This is a genomic window from Methanosarcina sp. KYL-1, assembly GCF_024372725.1.
Taxonomy (GTDB): domain Archaea; phylum Halobacteriota; class Methanosarcinia; order Methanosarcinales; family Methanosarcinaceae; genus Methanosarcina.
Genome location: NZ_VOUA01000046.1, coordinates 1 through 17,728, shown reverse-complemented (window position 1 = coordinate 17,728; position 17,728 = coordinate 1). Strand labels below are relative to the sequence as shown.

The following is a 17,728-nucleotide window of genomic DNA, read 5'->3' as shown; positions in this document are numbered from 1 at the left end:
TCATAAATTTCAAGGATCTCTTCACGTGTAAGCATGATGCTGAAAAAACAATGTTATTTTATATGCAATTTTTCCTCCTTCCGAGGAAAAATTGACATTAATCAAAGTAGGGCTGAATAGTTACGAAATAATATATTATCTCAGAGATCATATAGCAGATTTCAGGCTTCCAATACTGTATATACACTCTTTAAATTCTTGTTTTGCTCAATGGCCCTTTTCATTTCATCAGATAGAAACTGGGGTAGGAAATTATTATAACCTGCATTCCGCATTTTTAGGCGCATAAAGGCCTTAAGATGTTGAATTATGTGCTTAAATTATAAGCACATGATTTTTTGGACTGTACTTCAAAATCGGCAGCTATTGAGATCATATAATGCTTATATGCGCTTAAAATTTGGGAACTAAGGTTATAATATTCTTTCCGTGCTCTTTTCATTACATCTTGAATCTCATCTCTATTGTAGTATCCGTAGAATACCTTAAAAATAGTTAACACATCATATGGTAGAACGTTCTCATGAGAAATCGTTTCTTTGAGGTTCATACATTTTTTCTCGGATGCAGCACTTTCCACGTGGATCACATTTGCATCAGGCAATTTTCCAAAACTTTCGATTTCGGAATTTATTCTTGCTTTATCTCCAAAAAAATCGAATTCTTCAATTACGAGGTCTGAAAAATCAGCTTCGAATTCGATAGAAATATTTTCATACGGAATGCCTGCTACTTTCCCCTCGGGATTAATTTCGTATATTTTTTCGTTCATTTTTCCTCCGGTATCAACGCCTGCAAGTATTTTAATGAAAGTGGATATCAACAAAAATTGAGTATAAATTCAAATAAATAGAATATAATGATGGATATATAAAAGTTATGAATTTGTGTTATTTTAATTCGTCTGAGTACTAACTACTGCCCATACAGATAAAACCCCATTGATGCCGATTAGAGGGTAAAAAACCAGAATCGGACCGAACTACTCGGAACTATAGTGAAAGATTGTGAAAGGCATTTCCTTTTGTCATCGGTTAACGAATTTTATGCACAACTTCGAATACCATGCATAGTGATTTTCCGAGATAATTTATAGATATTGGTATAAGAAATAACACTATTTAGGCGTTTAGTATCTTAACCGATGACGCATGAAGGCATTTCTAATTAAAAAGGGTAATATATTTAGAGTGCAGAGAATCAAATCAAGTAAAGTTGATTTAGAAAATCCCGCCGCAAGCAAAAAGATATGTTCACACCAACTCTCCAAAACCCAAAAAAAGAGGCATGCATCTACAAGTTAGTTAGAGGAAAAGTTAACAAGTAAAAAGTTAAAGTGATAACTCGGTTTATTATCAATGTTTCTCCCGGAAATGCCCGTATCCGCTACAATATACGGGGCATTCGGTTGAAATAAACTAATTTACCGCAGTTCAGCCACGCACCTGCTGCAGAACAAATAGAGATGACGTATTCAAGGGAGTAACTGCACTACTCAAATTGACATTCTTTACTCAAATTGACATTCTTTACTCAAATTGACATTCTTTACTCAAATTGACATTCTTTACTCAAATTGACATTCTTTACTCAAATTGACATTCTTTACTCAAATTGACATTCATATTAGCCTGGATTATTCACAAAAATGGCAGGCAGGCCCCATTTTCTTTTAGAAGATGCAGGCTCATAGTTCAGGACTTCTTCAAAAAACCTGAAAACTCCGTGCAGGAACTTCCGGACTGAGGGGCTCTTTCTACAATTCTGGAGATCGATGGTTATATATCTTTGAAAAGGGTATGTAATTTCAGTTTTCTTGAAAGCCGGTGGAGTGACGACGCTTAATAATTTTCAGCTGCTTGCTGGAGCGGCTGATTAAAGGCAGAGGGCTAAGTGGAAGTACCGGATCCGACCCTTTTGCAGTTGCCGCCCGCCCGGGCTTTTGGACTTGAAAGCGAAAACCCGGACCGAAAATCAATATTACAGAATGAAGAAGCGAGGGTTTAAATTTGTTCCCAAATAAAAAAGTTCAGAAAATTGTTGGATCAAGGATCCAGGTAGAAATGAAGGGCGACCTTAACTTGCTTGAAGGCACTCTCAAGAGTGTGGACGACTATATGAACCTCCATCTTGTGGACACTATGGAGATTGTGAAAGGGGAAAAAGTCCGCTCCCTTGGTTCCGTAGTGCTGCGGGGCAATAATATCATACTGATCACCCCTGTAGAAGACTGAAGAGTCTGAAGAGGGAACTTAACTAGAGTGGAAGCAGGCATGGATCTTGAAGAAGAAGCATATAACATAATAAAAAAACATAAAGAAGGCGTCTTCCAGAACGTCATCTGGAAAGAACTGGACATAGACAGCAGGAAATGTTCCAGGATCATAAAAAAGCTTCAGGACAGAGACCTTATCATCCGTGAGGTTGCAGTCTCAAACGGGGCAAGGACATACCTCCTGAAAGCAAAAGAGGAAGCAAAAGAGAAATACGACCTCCTGCTTTCCGGGGAAATGTTTTCTGCGTGTACCAGCTGTACAGGCGACTGCCAACCCGAATACTGCGGAAGGCTAAGTGAATGGATCGGAAACCTGATGCTGGAAGAAGCTGAGGGGTCAAAAGAAACTGAAGACGCCGATGAAATCGAAGATATTGAAGACGCCGAAGACGTTGAAGATATTGATGATATCTAAGAAGTTTAAGGCATAAAATAACCAGAGAAATATAAAGTTATATACGAATTTACATAAAAATTTTTAGATCGCGGTCGAGCAATCGAAAGCTATTTATACAAGTGGTCCTTATTGAAGAGTCCCTTCAATAAGGGCTAATAAGACCCCTTTGAAGGAATAACCAGACGTGCTCCGGTAGTGTAGTCCGGCCAATCATTCCGGCCTTTCGAGCCGAAGACTCGGGTTCGAATCCCGGCCGGAGCACCAAACTTTTCTTAGGTTCTTTTACACAATTTATCCGTTCTTTTTGCATACATTGCTTTAGTGTAAATACACGTTCTTTTGCCATAAATCCGGATAGACATAAAAATTTTTGCATGGTTTTTCTTTGTTTTCGGGCTACCTTGAAATTAAGCTCCCAGGCAACCATACTCATAAATGCCCTAGCCCTGAAATTCCCGAATTTAGCCCTGAAATTTCCTAACCGGACCACAAACTTCCAAAATTTAATATGGGGATTCCCTGATTTAGCCCAAATTTCTCGCTGAAATTTAGCCAGAAACCTCCTGATTTACGGCCCAGAATTCCGAAAAAAAACATTTTATCCGAAAAATTGGGAATCTATACGGAATCCGATTGACAAACGGCCCCAAAATACCGCAGAAGAGGGACAGATTTATATATTACAAGGTATATTGAAGGATTCGCTGTGAGATGCAATGTGCTCCGGTAGTGTAGTCCGGCCAATCATTCCGGCCTTTCGAGCCGAAGACTCGGGTTCGAATCCCGGCCGGAGCACCAATCACCAAATCTCTTTTTTCTAAATCGTTTACTTCTGTCTCATTTAGTCTATTTATGTCTCTATTCTGTCCCTTCTATCTCTCTAATGCTCTTTTGATCCCTTTTCGTCCCTTTTCGTCCCTTTGTTAATAATCTGGCAAATAATTCTGAGTTTTTAGGCTGCAACTTATAAAATATTATTATATATAGACTGTAGATTATCGGGACAGTGAATGATCAGGACAGTAGACGACCAGGACAGCGGATGACCAGGACAGCGAAGAATTAGCTTTTTTTCAGGATCCTCTGGTGGAAATTCCTGAGATCCTGGATTTTCTCCAGGTTCTGTTCTTCATCAAGGATCCCGGCGGTTTTAAGGGAATCAAGCACAACCTTTGCCTCCCTGGCGGCAGTTTTCATGCCATACTCCAGGGCTAAGAGCCTGATTGTTTCCAGGGACCAGGCTGCCTGTACAAGTGCACTTTTCTGCTCCTGCAGGGAGAAAGCCTCTCCCAGAAGCCCGAAGGCGTGAATAACGGCCTTTACCAGGGGTTCATGCTTATTCCTGACTGCGGCCGCACCCAGGTCTTCAAGGAGGATTGCTGCCCCCATTGCACTTTCCTCAAGAGCCTGCCCCGCCGAGACAGCCCCCACCTCTCCCAGTAGACCCGCTGCAACAGGCCCGGTTTCCTGAAGGTGTTCATCCAGGGCTTTACTGGCAAGCTGCATGAGGTAAATATCAGCCAGGCTTACATGGTCTTCCTTTTTCGACCTGGCAGCTGCTTTTCCAAACGTACCCAGGTATTCGGCTGCGCTTTTTGCTGCCCTGTCCAGGCCCTTTCCCGCAAGCTCCCGGGAAAGGTTCCCGAGTACTGAAAGAGCTTTTATCGTGAGAGCTTCCCTTTCCTGGCTGGCAGCCTCCAGACATACTTCCCCCAGAGCACGGCTAGCGGCCACTGAGGCTATTTCCATCCTGTTTTCCGCAGTTATCTTCCCTATGTCTCCCATGGCCACGATCAACGCCTTTGCATCAAGCTCATGTTCCGCACTGACGTCCAGGTAAATCAACCTGCGCGCGAACTCCTTGAGTTTATCAAATGCCTCCACTACCCTTTTCGTATTCCTGTCATAGGCTGCACCGAGCCCTTCTTCAATCACCCTGACTTCATCAAGCTCACGTTCATCCACCGAAGACATGCCAAACCCCGGGATATTCCTTGCTGGGATATTCCTTGTTAATTCTATGTCACAACCCCTCATCAGTTTTCCTATCAAAATATATATTTAATGTTATTAAATATTGAACCGATACCAGTTCCTATACCTGTTTTTTGGCTTATCATGAGAGAAAAACAACTCCCAATTGTACTACTTTGCAAATTTCAATCCGTAAGCTAAAACCCTGAATGGAAGTAGAACAGATAAAAAATACACATAAAGATTCATTGAAGCATAAAGCATATATACTAATGTACATAATTATGCCTCATTGTATTATTATGTCTAGTAGCTTTACGATGTTCAACTCTCAATGGACAGGTTACTAACAATTATGCGGTAACAATTAACATGGAAAGTGGATTTTAATGAAATCACAGGATATTGCTGTCGTTGGAATTTTACTCGCAGTGGGCGCAATAGTGCGCTACTTATCCCTGGTAATCCCGGGACCGATTGTCTCGAATCTGGTAATCGCTTTTTACTGTCTTGCAGTCATCCTTGTCGTGCCCAAATTCACAGAAGTAATAGGAATCGGGATCGTAGCAGGCATCGTATGCGCCCTTCTCAGCCATTCCATCTTCCCGCCTGCAAACCTGGTAAGTGAGCCCATAGGGGCAGTTGTCTGCCTCCTCACCTTCAAAGCCCTCAGGAGCAAGCTTTCAGTTTCTCCCGCCATTGCGACCCTTTTAGGGACCCTTGCCAGCGGGACCTCATTTGTCATAGTTGCAATGCTCATGGTAGCGCCGGCAATCCTATCGAAGTTTACCACCATGGGCGCATTTGCAGGCGCGGTAATTCCGATTGTGATCGGGACTGCAATAGCAAACGCCGTCATTGCCCAGATCCTCTACCCACCGGCTTCAAAGGTACTCGCCCGGGGGAGAGCATGATCGAACTGAGGGACTTCTCCTACACCTACGGCACAGCAGAAGCGCCGGCTCTTACCGGCATCAACCTGGACATCCATTTCGGGGAACTGCTCCTTGTTACGGGGCACAGCGCAGCCGGCAAAACAACCCTCGCCCTTGCGGTTGCAGGCATCCTCCACCAGGAAATAGGGGGGCATTTCGAAGGAAACATCACGTTCAAAGGCAGGGACATCAAAAGCTTTGACGGGATTAAGGAACTTAGCCGGCACATAGGGATGGTCTTTGACGATGCCGAGTCCCAGCTAATTTTCACAACCGTGGAAGAAGAAATCCGTTCAGGGCTTGAAAACCGCGGCCTTCCAGAAACCGAAATCAAACGCCGAATGGAAGAGGTCCTGGAACTGTGTGAAATAAGCCACCTCAAACACCGGGCCCCTCACACCCTTTCCGGGGGCCAGAAACAGAAAGCAGCCCTTGCTGCAACCCTTGCCCTGGATACCGAAGTCTTAATCCTTGACGAAGCTACTGCCGAACTGGACACAAAAGCAGTAAAGAGGGTCTTTTCCGTCCTCAAGCGCTTAAAAGAAGCTGGCAAGACAATCATAGTCGTTGACCACAACATCGAGGATTTCCTGGAAATCGGAGACAGGGTTATACTTCTCGAAAAAGGCAGGATAAAGGAAGCAAAGAGCCCCGGAGAAGTAAAAATACAAGCCGGGCCTGCAAATTCCGAAACTCACGATAAAGAACCACATCACGCCCGGGGGAAAGGAGAACCAGACCTTTCTCCCCCGGGCAAAAAAAACAACCCGATCATATCAGTAAAACCGATCATTTCAGTAAAGCAGCTCTCCCAGCGTTACGAAGAGGTCCGGGCCCTAAACGGCCTCGACCTGGACATCTACCCCGGAGAGTTCATTGCCATCCTTGGGGAAAACGGCTCAGGAAAAACCACCCTTGTCAAACACTTCAACGGGCTCCTCCGCCCCCATTCCGGAAATGTGGCCTTAAAAGGGCTGGATACCGTTTCTTCCCCAATACATGAACTGGTGAAGCACACAGGCCTGGTCTTCCAGAACCCGGACAATATGCTCTTTGAAGACACCGTCGAAGCCGAAATCGCCTTCGGGCTTAACAACATCGGCGTAAGAGGGCAAAAAGCCTCCGAAGCAATCACCCGTTCCCTGGAACTTGTCAACCTCAGTGAAAAAAGAGAAGCATTTCCCCGCCACCTGAGTCGGGGAGAACGGCAGAGGCTTGCCGTTGCCTGCGTGATCGCCATGCGCCCCGAACTGATAGTGCTTGACGAACCCACCACCGGCCTGGACGCCGAAGAGTCGGACAGGATGATGCAACTCATGCGAAAGCTCCAGCAGGAAGGCCACACAATCATAATGGTGACCCACAACATGCAAATCGTAAGAGACCACGCCGAAAGGGTCATCCGCATGGAAGCCGGAAAAATCGTAGAAGATTTCACAAGCACCAGAGCCGCCGAGGGAGGAATACCGGCATGAAAGAGATTATGCAGTACATAAACAGGGACAGCTTTTTACACCGCATGAACCCGCTTTCTAAAATTGCTGCAGTAACGGGCATAATAGCCCTGAGCGTGTTCACAACGAACCCCGAAATCCTGGCCCTTATGGTGCTCGGGATTTTCCTGGCCTCCTTAAAAGCCGGACTCCAGCAAGAACTCCTCAGGCAGCTCAAACTCCTGGTCTTCCTGAGCATTACCCTGATCCTGCTCACCGTCTTCACTTTAAAGAGCGGAACCGTAATCGGATACCTTATCCCTCCCGGAACCCTGGCACCCGGCGGAATGGTTCCGGTCACAACCGGCGCCCTGGACTTTGGCACCGTCCTTTCCCTGCGCTTCTTTGCCATGCTCTTTGCCTTCCAGCTCCTGGTGGTAACCACAAAGCCGAGCGACCTCATGAAAGCCCTCCTGGCCGTCCATGTCCCTGTTGACTACGTGCTCATGTTCGTAATCGCCCTCCGTTTCATCCCGAGCCTCCAGGTAGAAGGCCAGAAGATCCACGAAGCCCAGCTTGCAAGGGGATACAACCCCGGGACAGGCCTCGGCGGAAAAATCCGGAGTGTTAAGCCTATCCTCGTTCCCCTGGTTGCAAACTCCCTCGGCAGGACGCAGGTACTCGGCCTCACCATGGACATGCGGGGCTACAGGAACAGGCAGAGCGTACAGGCACACAAACTCGAATGGAACAAGGTGGATGTGGTAGCTGTAGGGTGTGTGGCGGTCATGGGAATAGGAGTTGTCCTTGGCGGATTAATGTAAAAGAAGAAGAAGAAGAAGAAGAAGAAGAAAGAAAAGAAGAAGAAGAAAGAAAAGAAGAAGAAAGAAAAGAAGAAGAAAGAAAAGAAGAAGAAAGAAAAGAAGAAAAAGGCAGAAGCAAAGGTTTAACTTTTCTTCCTTATCACCATATACCCGATCAATACCACAAAGAAAAGTAAAAGCATCGACAACAGGAACAACGGCTTTTCATCGGGCTTTTCATCACCGCTTAAATTTCCTGCATCAACTGACATATTTTCAAGTATTTCACCAGTTTCAGCAACCGCTTCCTGGTCTGCTACTCCCGGAGACTCCGGGGACTTCACATACTCTTCCAACACTTCCATACCCCCTTCTGCAGAGGCTGCAGTCAGATCTGAGACCTTATCCATACCTTCTGCCGAGGGGATGACTATCGCAAACGGAGAAAAGCCGGGTGTTTCAGCTTCAAAGTAAACATAATTGTCGTCTTCCCCGACTTTCCTGGCAGAAAGTTATTCCCACTTATCTTCACTATACCTGCACAGCCTTACTTCAGACTCATCAATCTCGTTTTCGGAAATCCAGTCTTTTTCCACTTAAAACCCAACAACTGCGTTTTCAATGTTCTTTGGGTCCGCTACTCCCCGGTTGCCCACCCGGATGTTCACATACCTGTAAACCTCTCCTGAAGGAGATGTTGGGACAATCTTCGACTGCCCTTTCAGCATCTCAACAATGGCGGTCACTTTACCTAGACTGCGCTTCGGCTCAAACTCCACATAAGTGATACAGGTCACGTTTTGCAGGAATTTAAATTTCACATGGTTGCCGTTGGTAATGAATTCCTGAGAGAGTTCTTTTACCTCAACGTTGCTGGTAGGTTCCGGGGAGCCGGCTCCACCGCCTCCGCCACCAGAGCTGCGAGAGGAGGAGAAAGAAGAGGTGTAGGGGCTTCTCACAGCAAAAGACTCTACTTCTTCATTATTTCCTTCAGCAGATTCAAGAACCTGGGTATCCGCATCCGCAACTGCCTTTATATTCAGATTTCCTGAAGATGATGGAACCCAGTCAAATGTAAAAGAAGTATTTGAACCTGCTTCGAGTCCGGAAACTGAGTTTAAAGAAACTTCATCCCCTCCAATATAGCAAGTTGCATTGAATTTTCCGGAAGGTCCGGAACCTTTGTTCTCTAGCGTAACCTCAAACTTCATATTGTCTTTTTCATAAGGAGTCGCTGGCTCCCATGAGATATTCTCTATGACCAGATAAGGAGCAGGAGCAGCTGATTCGGGACTATCGGACCCGGAATTATTCTCCGTAGAGGAGTCCGGGTCCGCAGCGATCACGGGAACCGAATAAGTATAAACATACCAGCCCTGCTGGTCGGCATCAACTGAAGAAACCGGGTCTCACCCATAAACGCCGATAGCATCATTTTTCAAAGCTGCTCTTGTGAAGAACACAATTTCATCCGAAACTGTATCAGGCTTCAGTTCGATTGTTAGCGTTTCTTCCTGCCCGGATACCCAGTCAAATTCCTGGAGCTATGCAATCTGGTATTCTGAAATATGTATCTGACCATCTTTTCCGAGAATAGAACTGCCTTTTGGGTAAAGTTTATTATACCCACTACCTGTACCCGTAACACTCAAGATTTCTTCATCATTCGGTAAAGAAACGACAATATAACCTTCGCCTTACTTATTGCCGTCGTTTCTTACTGTAATGGATATGGCAGCGGTTCCGTCTTCGGGAACTCCATTTGAGGGGTCAACTGTAAAACCTGTGACTCTCGGAGATGGTGACTCCTGTAAAACATCTCCTGAGAGGTCCATTACCCAGATATCATAATTCCCATTTCGATTAGAACAAAAAGCAATTTTAGTACCGTCAGGACTCCATACGGGATAGCGATCGTCTGCTGTGTCTGAGGTCAACTGCACTTTATTATTACCATCCGCATCCATGACCCAGATATCATTGTTTCCGGCCCTATCCGACACGAATACAATTCTACTCCCCGCCGGGGAAAAAAGCGGATTAGAGTCGTCTGCTTCATCTGTCGTCAACTGAGTTTTCCCGGAACCATCGGCGTTTATGGTGTATAGATCCCCATTTCCGGATTCACGAGAATAATATAATATTTTTGAACCATCAGGAGACCACACCTGAGACTGCCATGATTGAGTTTGAGGGGTCAGGTATCCATATGGAATTGTAGTAAAATTACTTCCATCAGAATTTAGAACGCCAATGTATATTCCCTCATCAAGCGAGTATGATTCAAATGCTATCTTTAAAGAATCAGGGGACCAGGCCAAAGAACTAATACAATTATCCAGGAGAGGACCCGCAATTATCTGTTTATCGGACCCATCGGGGTTCATTACCATAATGTAACCAAACTGATCATCAAGACCGGAGAGATAGGCGATCTTTGAACCAGATGGAGACCAGGTTCCGGTGTCGTTTCTTCCCACGGGGGTATTTGAGCCTGTCAACCTGGACTCAGAGAATCCATCTGTATTGATGACCAAAATATCGGTGTTCAGACCATCGATAACAAAAGAATACAAAATATTATTCCCATCAGGAGACCATGAATAATCCCCTGCATACCCACCAGTTTCAGTAAGGGGCATTTCTCCCGAACCATTGGAAAATACCCTGTATAGATCTCCATCTCTTAGAAAAAGAATTTTATCCCCCTCCGGAGACCAAACAGGACCCCATTCATCAATGGTGTTAGAGGTCACATCCGTTAATGCCTCAACAGCAATAGAATCAGCTGATGCTGCATTTGATGCAACGACCATTAGAAAAGCAACGCATATCAACAGAAAAATTAACCTCATATTCATTATCATAACCACATACCATCCATTTTCGATAAAAACGAAAATACAAACCCTATAGAGGCAGTATAATAAGGAACAAGACCGCCCCCGTCATAATAACAAACATTCTAACGAATATATAATTAACGGAAAAATAATTTTAAAAGAGACACCTATGAAAAATATCGGTCTAATTAACAGATCGATTTAAACGACGTATTTATGAGAATAGAGAATTACTGAGTTCCAATGTTCTCCCGCTAGCTTGCCTGACGATGTCTTCCGAAAAGGAATGAATAACGGTGGAATACAAAACAATAGGGCGGCTAAAAATCAGAAAAAAATTAAAAAAGCAAAAAATAGGTTCTACGACAACAGAGCAACTTATTGAGAGAACGAAAATTAAAGAGAGGCAATTGATTGAGAGCCCTTTTATGAAGGCCCATGGACTCTCAATCGAATGAAAACCCCCTTAAGAAAACAAAAACAGGATTTGAAGAGTTGGTGATTGATTGAGAGCTCTCTTTTTCAGATCCCTGAGCTCTCAATCGGTGAAACCCCCGTTTAGAATTCTCCCATATGTTAGCTTACATGGGACTATGTTTCTTTTACTTCCAATGATACCAAGGCCTAAATACTATATATAATAATTTATGGTAAATCTTTGATAGTTGTTAATGTTTTTGAGTTTTTGAACGTTTTGAGATGTCTTAATCTTTTGAAGGTTCAGGAAATTTTCTCCCCCTTAAACAATTTAATATCATTATATTTTTCAATGAAGTTAAATAATTAGAAGGTTGAAAGTGACCGACCGCAAAATATAAAAACCAGACGAACACGGAAACCAAAAAAAGAGGGCCAATGAAGGCATTTTTCTTGCTCCAGAATAGAACAAAAAAGAAAAAAACGGAAACAAATACTTTGTTGAATAAATATATCCAATGCCAGAATATTCACTATGTCCGAAAATTTATATACAATGGAGTGATTAGGTAATTGTATATTATAGTGGATTAGTGGAGGCACATAGGGGTAAGAGTGTGCAGCTTGAAGAAAGCGCCCGGATTAACTCTTCGGTAAAATTGCATCTTGCTTGTCATTCACAGCTCATACTTGTTTGTTTAAGCATTTAGATTAAAAATATGTTCTGCTTGAATTGAGCTTGTGTGCTTTTCAAAAAAGAAGTTAAAAGAAGGTGATTGATTGAGAACCCGTTATTGGCCCAGGGTTCTCAATCGGGTGAAACCCCCCAATTCAAAGAATACCTCCCAATATTCCTTGATTTGTTGCAAGAGAAGTCACTTGAAGATGGTCTGTTAGTTGATTGAGAGCCCATTTTGGCCCGTGAGCCCTCAATCGGATGAAAATCCCCGATTTAAAGAATATTCCCACATATTCTTTTTTCACAACTATGCACTAATGTGCTTCTCTTACAACTTCGATTCTTTTAACGACGAAATTCTATATATAATGAATTCTGTCAAATATTCAAAGGCGCTTTGCTTTTTTATCACCGGAAATATTTATTCCAACTATAATTTTTTAATAGCATGTAAGTAAATAGTAGCCTTTTAAAATTTGATTGTTATGGAATATTTTAATGGAAAAGAAATTTTTGATGCAAAAGAATATTATAAAATCAAGAAAAAGCTGCCGACCCGCAGGCCGGCATTTATGGGATCCTATAAAGGAATCAACATTTATGATCCCTATTAAGGAATTAGCTATTAAGGAACTCGCAGTTTATTCCTTCAGCCGTTTATTCCTTTTATTATTCCTTTTATTTATTCCTCTTTCTTCTTGATAAGTTCCACTGCAAGTTCCCTGAGCCTGTACTTCTGGATCTTGCCGCTTGCTGTAAGCGGGTACTCATCAACGATAAAGATGTGCTTGGGGACTTTGTAACGGGCAATCCGGCTTATGGCATAGTCCCGGATGTCCTCTTCAGCCAGGTCCGCGCCCTTTTCGAGGATCACAAAAGCGCCCACGATTTCCCCGTATTTTTTGTCGGGAATGCCAACGACCTGGGCGTCTCTGACCCCAGGCATGGCGTGCAGGAACTCCTCAATTTCCCTGGGGTAGATGTTTTCCCCTCCACGGATGATCATGTCCTTGATCCGGCCTGTAATCCTGTAGTACCCGTTTTCGTCACAGGTACCGAGGTCTCCGCTGTGCAGCCAGCCACCTTCGTCAATCACCTTTTTCGTTTCTTCCGGCATCTGATAGTAACCCTTCATCACATTGTACCCACGGCAGCAAATTTCCCCAACAGTGTTTGGGGGCACTGGCTCATTTGTAACCGGGTCAACTACACGGACTTCAACTCCGGGGAAGCACTTTCCTACAGTTTCAACCCTGAGTTCAACGGGATCATCCACAGTTGTTTGAGTCATTCCAGGAGATGCTTCCGTAAGCCCGTAAACACTGGTGATCTGATAGCAGTGCATATCTTTTACGACCTTTTTCATGGCTTCTACAGGGCAGGTCGAACCAGCCATGATCCCGGTCCTTAGAGAAGACATGTCAAACATCTCAAACATAGGGTGGGTGTACTCGGCAATAAACATCGTAGGCACACCGTAGAGAGCCGTACACTTCTCTTTCTGGACCGCAGCAAGCACCAGGAGAGGGTCGAAAACCTCAAGCATAACAAGCGTTGCCCTGTGGGTCAGGACAGCCATAACCCCGAGCACTGTTCCAAAGCAGTGGAAAAGAGGCACAGGCAGGCAGAGCCGGTCTTCATGGGTGAACTTCTGGCGGTCGCCGATGGAGAGCCCGTTGTTCAGGATATTTTTGCTTGTCAGCATAACCCCTTTCGGAAAACCGGTAGTCCCTGAGGTGTACTGCATGTTGACCACATCATCCCCGCGAACACTTGCCAGAATTTCCTTAAGCTCGTCATCCGGATAATGGCTACCAAGGAGCATCAGCTCACTGGTATTGTACATCCCTCTGTGCTTTTCCTGTCCGACATAAATTACGCTCTTCAGGAATGGGAAATTTTTACTTTTCAGGCGCCCTCTTTCTGAATTTTTTAACTCGGGAACCAGTTCATTGATAATTTCCAGGTAATCAACTTCCCTGAAACTATCGATAAGAGCAAGTGCCTTCATATCTGACTGTTTGAGCACATACTCAACTTCATGGCTCTTGTAAGCAGTATTTACCGTAACGAGCACTGCTCCAATCTTTGAGGTGGCAAACATGAAGGTAAGCCAGTCAGGGACGTTCTTTGCCCAGATTCCTATATGATCTCCCTTTTTTATCCCGATCGCAAGCAGCCCTTTTGCAAGGTTGTTTACCCTTTCATTGAATTGGCCGTAAGTAAAGCGCAGGTTACGGTCAGGATAAACCATAAACTCGTGGTCAGGGTCTATAGCTACCTGTTTTTCAAAGTATTCTCCTAGAGAATCTTCTATAAGATGCATGGTTTCAGCCTCTTTTTCTGGACTACTTTCAGAAACTTCCAGCTTATGAATGGGGTTTTTACATCCAGGCCGGCCAAAGGCGTTCCTGAAGTACATTTAAATCGAGCAGGGAGAATCCGTATCAGTTTCTGCGTCCACCGGGGAGGCATCCATTGAAGGGCACATATGCCTTTTTAACATTTCGCGGATAGATTCCGGAAGGGGAAACGCTTTCTGGAGTTTGAAATCATAATAGACCAGTACCGCCTGGCCCCTGACCTTTAGTTCCCCTTCCTGCCAGGCTTCATGCCCGACAGTAAAGGAACTGTTTCCGATCTTTGTAACGAAGGTTCTGATCTCCACATCGGACCTGAAATACATCTGGTTCAGAAAATCAAACTCAGTTCTTACAAGAATCAGGTGCCATACATCAGGGCTAAGGTTAAGGTCCGGTGAGAAAAGCCTGAAAATGGCATTTCTTCCCGTTTCAAACCAGACCGGAAGGACTGTGTTATTTATATGCCCGAGACCATCAATATCTCCAAAGCGCGGACTAACATTTATACTGAACATTTTGGATTCCCTAACTCTTAATATCTGTATCAATTATCCAATTTTTAATATAAACTTCTGTCAGTTTAAGTCACATTCTTACTCTCTTACCCACCTAACTCAGGTTTTCAGAGAGGAGCATAGACTACAGCCATTATTCGTGCATCCTCTTTTCCCGCTGCATGGACATCATGTGGGACAATGGAATCGTAATAGATGCTGTCTCCGACACTCAGCCTGTGAACATCCTTGCCGTAGAAGATTTCAATTTCTCCGGCAAGGACGTAGATGAACTCTTCTCCTTCATGGGATGAGAGCTTGTGGCTTTCCTCGGAAGAGGGATGGATATCAATGATGAAAGGCTCCATGTGGCGGTCTGCCTTATCAGAAGCAAGGGAATAGAACTCAAGCGCGCTCTTCTTCGGCTGCTCGGTCTTTCCCGAGAAGCGGACTACGTTTTCGGACAGCCCTGCCCTGACCACCACAGGCCCGCTCTGGGGCATGTCATCCAGAAAAGTACCGAGGCGGACGCCTAAAGCCCGGGCAATCTTTAAAAGAGGTGTTAAGGACGGAACGAGGGCTCCGTTTTCTAACTGCTGGATTAACTCCACGCTGCTCTGACTGGCCTCAGCCAGTTCTTCAACGGTCATTTCCTGGGCTTCTCTAAGCTGGCGTATCTTGTTTCCAACACGGTTCTCTTCTGACATTATTCTGTTTCCTCATGCGTGTTTTAAGGTAGCGGGCCGGAAAAATGTTAACCGGAATCCCATATGAATAGCCTGTACGGCTTAACTCCTTTTTGCATCCATCTATTATAAAAAATATACGTTCAAGTCCAGGTTTCAACAATGGATATAAAGTAAAAATGTCTTCAATTGAGAGTGAATAAAGGTAAAAAGAAGCAGGTAAAAGTGAAAAATAAAGGCAAGAAGTCAGCAGGCAAAAATTGGGTTAAGGTAGAAAGAAGGTAAAAATGAGGTTAAAACCGGGGCAAAGACCCCGGGCTTCAATCAAACTCGAAATTGCACCTGATCCCCTCGGGATCGAAACAGAGATTACAGGACACGCACCTGGCCTTGCTGGATTTTCCCGACTTAAGCTTTGGAACAAGGTCAGGCTCGCTTATGAATGAACGGCTCATGGAAATGAAGTCCGCACACCCGCTCTCAATGAGGCACTGCATGACCGAAAGGGACCGGATTCCCCCAACCAGGATAACCGGGATGCCCACGGCAGCCTTTATCATTTTGGAGTAGTTCTTGAAGTACGCTTCTTTGGCAGGGGAGTTGATTGCGGTCCTTATGGTAACCCCTCCGGCTTCACTGATCCCCCCACTGACCTCGATTGCGCAGACCCCGGCTTTCTCCAGGAGCTTTGCAATTTCCACACACTCCGGAGCATTAAGCCCGAGCCCCGCCTTTGCGGTGCCGGACCGGAAACCGTCCGTTGCATTTAATTTAACCATGATGGGAAACTCCGGCCCTGCCTCTTCTTTTATCCGCCGGACAATCTCCGTGATAATCCGGGACCTGTTTTCCACGGACCCCCCCCAGCGGTCGGCCCTGGTATTGGTATATGGCGAAATGAAGTTGCTGAGCAGGAAACCGTGGGCGCAGTGGAGCTGCACGCCGTCGAACCCCGCTTTTTTTGCCCGGACAGCCGCTTTTGTGAAAGCCTCTATCATTTCCAGGATTTCTTCTTCAGTCATCTCCCGGGGAACCACCGAAGAATGCCCGTTCTTGACCTGGGAAGGGGCAATAGGGACCGGAAACTCTGCCGAGATATTTGCCTGCCGCCCTCCGTGCACAACCTGGAGCACGATCTTGCTTTTGTAGCGGTGTACCCTTTCGGTAATCTTCCTGTAAGGCTCGATGAAACGGTCGTCGTAGATGCCCTGCTGCAAAGCATCACTCTGCCCCCCCGGCAGCACATAAGAATAGCCCGTGATGATCAGCCCCACTTCGTTTCTGGCAAGTTCTTCATAGAGGTCCCCAAGCCTTCCGGTAGGTGTCCCGTCCTCTTCGGCCATGAACTCCTGAGTCGCGGACCTGACAAAGCGGTTCTGCAGGTCCAGGTTGCAGACTGTAATCGGGTCAAAAATCATACGAAATGATAGGAAAGGGCAGGGTAAATAATTTTCCCGGAACCCGGAGAAAAGGAAAAGAATTTCTAAAAATTATGCCATCTCAACCTGAATTTATTTTATAAACAAAAATAATAGCTATTGAATCGTAAATAGTAGAAAACCACTGGGGGGTAGGTATTACGCATAAAACAAAATATTTCGTGTACACAATGCTTTTAGTCCTGTGTGTATCCCTGTGCTTCGGATGCACATCCCCGGAAACGGAAACACCGAACGAAACCGAAACACCAGCTGAAACACCAGCTGAAACACCAGCTGAAACACCAGCTGAAACACCAGCTGAAACAGAGCAAGAACCGGCTGAAGAAGCAGGGACTGAAACACCTGCCGAAACTCCGGAAACCGGTCCCGGGCCTGAGCCCACTGGAGAAGAAATCAAAGCTTATGTGACAGAAGAAGACAACTACAAAAACTGGGAGCTCTGGCCAGGCACCGGCGAGCTCGATGAGGGGAAGGGTCCTCACGGAGATATGATTACCATCTATGTCTCGGACGATGCTTATTCAGCTATAGAGGAAAAAGCTGGCATCATGCCTGACAGTAGCACAATTGTAAAAGAGGGTTATAACTCCGACGGCGAACTGGAAGCAGTTGTAGTTATGCATAAGATCGAAGGCTTTGATCCGGACCATAACGACTGGTTCTGGCTACAGTATGACGCAGACGGAGAAATAATAGCAGAAGGCAAGGTTCTAACCTGCTACAACTGCCATACAAGACAGGCAAATAATGACTATCTGTTTACGGGGGGCATCAAGTAAAAGCAAATTGAGAACAGGTAAAAACAAATAACTTCTGCAGAGCCAGATATTCAACCGTAATCACAATCCACATGAAAAGGATTTAACTCTAAGGCGGGAAGTCCCCTTCCTCGGAGGGCGTAGCCCGACAGGTGGGGGATGAAAGCCGTCAACTTCCCGATACTACAATTGATTAACTTTCTATCAATTGTTCAAAGACGTTTATATA

At 45.0% G+C, this 17,728-nt stretch carries 16 protein-coding genes, 2 tRNA genes and 1 pseudogene; 10 read left to right on the top strand and 9 right to left on the bottom strand.

Annotated elements, in window-relative coordinates:
* Positions 1-307: 307 nt before the first annotated feature.
* Positions 308-823 carry a hypothetical protein gene (locus tag FTO70_RS17490; protein ID WP_255337056.1) on the bottom strand — a complete coding sequence of 172 codons (516 nt, stop codon included), beginning with the start codon at positions 821-823 and terminating at the stop codon, positions 308-310.
* Between the two features lie 1,186 nt (positions 824-2,009).
* Here FTO70_RS17490 and FTO70_RS17485 point away from each other — a divergent pair.
* The 4 genes from FTO70_RS17485 (at position 2,010) to FTO70_RS17470 (ending at position 3,470) form a co-directional block, all read left to right on the top strand.
* Positions 2,010-2,234, top strand: coding sequence for an LSM domain-containing protein (locus tag FTO70_RS17485; RefSeq protein WP_011034307.1), 225 nt, complete (start codon positions 2,010-2,012; stop codon positions 2,232-2,234).
* 39 nt (positions 2,235-2,273) lie between these two features.
* Positions 2,274-2,690: an Lrp/AsnC family transcriptional regulator gene (locus FTO70_RS17480; protein ID WP_255337055.1), complete on the top strand. Its 417-nt coding sequence runs from the start codon at positions 2,274-2,276 to the stop codon at positions 2,688-2,690.
* A 168-nt stretch (positions 2,691-2,858) separates the two neighbouring features.
* Positions 2,859-2,936: transfer RNA gene (locus tag FTO70_RS17475), tRNA-Glu, on the top strand.
* A gap of 456 nt (positions 2,937-3,392) precedes the next feature.
* Positions 3,393-3,470: transfer RNA gene (locus FTO70_RS17470), tRNA-Glu, on the top strand.
* Positions 3,471-3,734: 264 nt separating this feature from the next.
* Here FTO70_RS17470 and FTO70_RS17465 read toward each other — a convergent pair.
* Positions 3,735-4,646: a hypothetical protein gene (locus FTO70_RS17465; protein ID WP_255337054.1), complete on the bottom strand. Its 912-nt coding sequence runs from the start codon at positions 4,644-4,646 to the stop codon at positions 3,735-3,737.
* A 389-nt stretch (positions 4,647-5,035) separates the two neighbouring features.
* Between FTO70_RS17465 and FTO70_RS17460 the strand changes: the two genes are divergently transcribed.
* The 4 genes from FTO70_RS17460 to FTO70_RS17445 are packed head-to-tail and all read left to right on the top strand — an operon-like array spanning position 5,036 to position 8,014.
* Positions 5,036-5,560, top strand: coding sequence for a tryptophan transporter (locus tag FTO70_RS17460; RefSeq protein WP_255337053.1), 525 nt, complete (start codon positions 5,036-5,038; stop codon positions 5,558-5,560).
* Positions 5,557-7,056, top strand: a complete 1,500-nt coding sequence (locus FTO70_RS17455) for an ABC transporter ATP-binding protein (RefSeq protein ID WP_255337052.1) — start codon at positions 5,557-5,559, stop codon at positions 7,054-7,056. The genes FTO70_RS17460 and FTO70_RS17455 overlap by 4 nt, the downstream gene beginning before the upstream one ends.
* Positions 7,053-7,838: an energy-coupling factor transporter transmembrane protein EcfT gene (locus tag FTO70_RS17450; protein WP_255337051.1), complete on the top strand. Its 786-nt coding sequence runs from the start codon at positions 7,053-7,055 to the stop codon at positions 7,836-7,838. Before FTO70_RS17455 ends, FTO70_RS17450 begins: the two co-directional genes overlap by 4 nt.
* Positions 7,790-8,014 carry a hypothetical protein gene (locus FTO70_RS17445; RefSeq protein WP_255337050.1) on the top strand — a complete coding sequence of 75 codons (225 nt, stop codon included), beginning with the start codon at positions 7,790-7,792 and terminating at the stop codon, positions 8,012-8,014. Before FTO70_RS17450 ends, FTO70_RS17445 begins: the two co-directional genes overlap by 49 nt.
* Here FTO70_RS17445 and FTO70_RS17440 read toward each other — a convergent pair.
* The 3 genes and pseudogenes from FTO70_RS17440 to FTO70_RS17430 form a co-directional block, all read right to left on the bottom strand.
* Positions 7,961-8,227 (bottom strand): hypothetical protein, encoded by a 267-nt coding sequence (locus tag FTO70_RS17440; RefSeq protein WP_255337058.1) that lies wholly within the window; start codon positions 8,225-8,227, stop codon positions 7,961-7,963. The genes FTO70_RS17445 and FTO70_RS17440 overlap by 54 nt on opposite strands.
* Before the next feature lie 30 nt (positions 8,228-8,257).
* Positions 8,258-9,163, bottom strand: a pseudogene (locus FTO70_RS17435) (PGF-pre-PGF domain-containing protein); the annotation flags it as partial.
* A 351-nt stretch (positions 9,164-9,514) separates the two neighbouring features.
* A complete protein-coding gene (locus FTO70_RS17430; RefSeq protein WP_255337049.1) occupies positions 9,515-10,684 on the bottom strand; it encodes a DPP IV N-terminal domain-containing protein in 1,170 nt (389 codons plus the stop codon).
* Positions 10,685-10,919: 235 nt separating this feature from the next.
* On the opposite strand from FTO70_RS17430, the gene FTO70_RS17425 reads away from it, so the two are divergent.
* Complete coding sequence (locus FTO70_RS17425) at positions 10,920-11,045, top strand: hypothetical protein (protein ID WP_255337048.1); 126 nt, start codon at positions 10,920-10,922, stop codon at positions 11,043-11,045.
* A 1,393-nt stretch (positions 11,046-12,438) separates the two neighbouring features.
* Here the strand turns inward: FTO70_RS17425 and FTO70_RS17420 are convergent.
* The 4 genes from FTO70_RS17420 to FTO70_RS17405 form a co-directional block, all read right to left on the bottom strand.
* Positions 12,439-14,082: an AMP-binding protein gene (locus tag FTO70_RS17420; protein WP_255337057.1), complete on the bottom strand. Its 1,644-nt coding sequence runs from the start codon at positions 14,080-14,082 to the stop codon at positions 12,439-12,441.
* Positions 14,083-14,178: 96 nt separating this feature from the next.
* Complete coding sequence (locus FTO70_RS17415; RefSeq protein WP_255337047.1) at positions 14,179-14,634, bottom strand: thioesterase family protein; 456 nt, start codon at positions 14,632-14,634, stop codon at positions 14,179-14,181.
* 107 nt (positions 14,635-14,741) lie between these two features.
* A complete protein-coding gene (locus FTO70_RS17410) occupies positions 14,742-15,320 on the bottom strand; it encodes a helix-turn-helix domain-containing protein (RefSeq protein WP_255337046.1) in 579 nt (192 codons plus the stop codon).
* 299 nt (positions 15,321-15,619) lie between these two features.
* A complete protein-coding gene (locus FTO70_RS17405) occupies positions 15,620-16,717 on the bottom strand; it encodes an NADH:flavin oxidoreductase (protein WP_255337045.1) in 1,098 nt (365 codons plus the stop codon).
* Between the two features lie 191 nt (positions 16,718-16,908).
* On the opposite strand from FTO70_RS17405, the gene FTO70_RS17400 reads away from it, so the two are divergent.
* A complete protein-coding gene (locus tag FTO70_RS17400; protein ID WP_255337044.1) occupies positions 16,909-17,520 on the top strand; it encodes a cytochrome P460 family protein in 612 nt (203 codons plus the stop codon).
* Positions 17,521-17,728: the final 208 nt, after the last annotated feature.

What these genes read in the sequence shown, in the direction of transcription:
- FTO70_RS17465 (WP_255337054.1), bottom strand. Translation starts at nt 4,646, where the DNA reads ATGTCTTCGGTGGATGAACGTGAGCTTGATGAAGTCAGGGTGATTGAA.
- FTO70_RS17440 (WP_255337058.1), bottom strand. Translation starts at nt 8,227, where the DNA reads ATGGATAAGGTCTCAGATCTGACTGCAGCCTCTGCAGAAGGGGGTATG.
- FTO70_RS17450 (WP_255337051.1), top strand. Translation starts at nt 7,053, where the DNA reads ATGAAAGAGATTATGCAGTACATAAACAGGGACAGCTTTTTACACCGC.
- FTO70_RS17480 (WP_255337055.1), top strand. Translation starts at nt 2,274, where the DNA reads ATGGATCTTGAAGAAGAAGCATATAACATAATAAAAAAACATAAAGAA.
- FTO70_RS17400 (WP_255337044.1), top strand. Translation starts at nt 16,909, where the DNA reads ATGCTTTTAGTCCTGTGTGTATCCCTGTGCTTCGGATGCACATCCCCG.
- FTO70_RS17420 (WP_255337057.1), bottom strand. Translation starts at nt 14,082, where the DNA reads ATGCATCTTATAGAAGATTCTCTAGGAGAATACTTTGAAAAACAGGTA.
- FTO70_RS17430 (WP_255337049.1), bottom strand. Translation starts at nt 10,684, where the DNA reads ATGATAATGAATATGAGGTTAATTTTTCTGTTGATATGCGTTGCTTTT.
- FTO70_RS17405 (WP_255337045.1), bottom strand. Translation starts at nt 16,717, where the DNA reads ATGATTTTTGACCCGATTACAGTCTGCAACCTGGACCTGCAGAACCGC.
- FTO70_RS17415 (WP_255337047.1), bottom strand. Translation starts at nt 14,634, where the DNA reads ATGTTCAGTATAAATGTTAGTCCGCGCTTTGGAGATATTGATGGTCTC.
- FTO70_RS17460 (WP_255337053.1), top strand. Translation starts at nt 5,036, where the DNA reads ATGAAATCACAGGATATTGCTGTCGTTGGAATTTTACTCGCAGTGGGC.
- FTO70_RS17410 (WP_255337046.1), bottom strand. Translation starts at nt 15,320, where the DNA reads ATGTCAGAAGAGAACCGTGTTGGAAACAAGATACGCCAGCTTAGAGAA.
- FTO70_RS17455 (WP_255337052.1), top strand. Translation starts at nt 5,557, where the DNA reads ATGATCGAACTGAGGGACTTCTCCTACACCTACGGCACAGCAGAAGCG.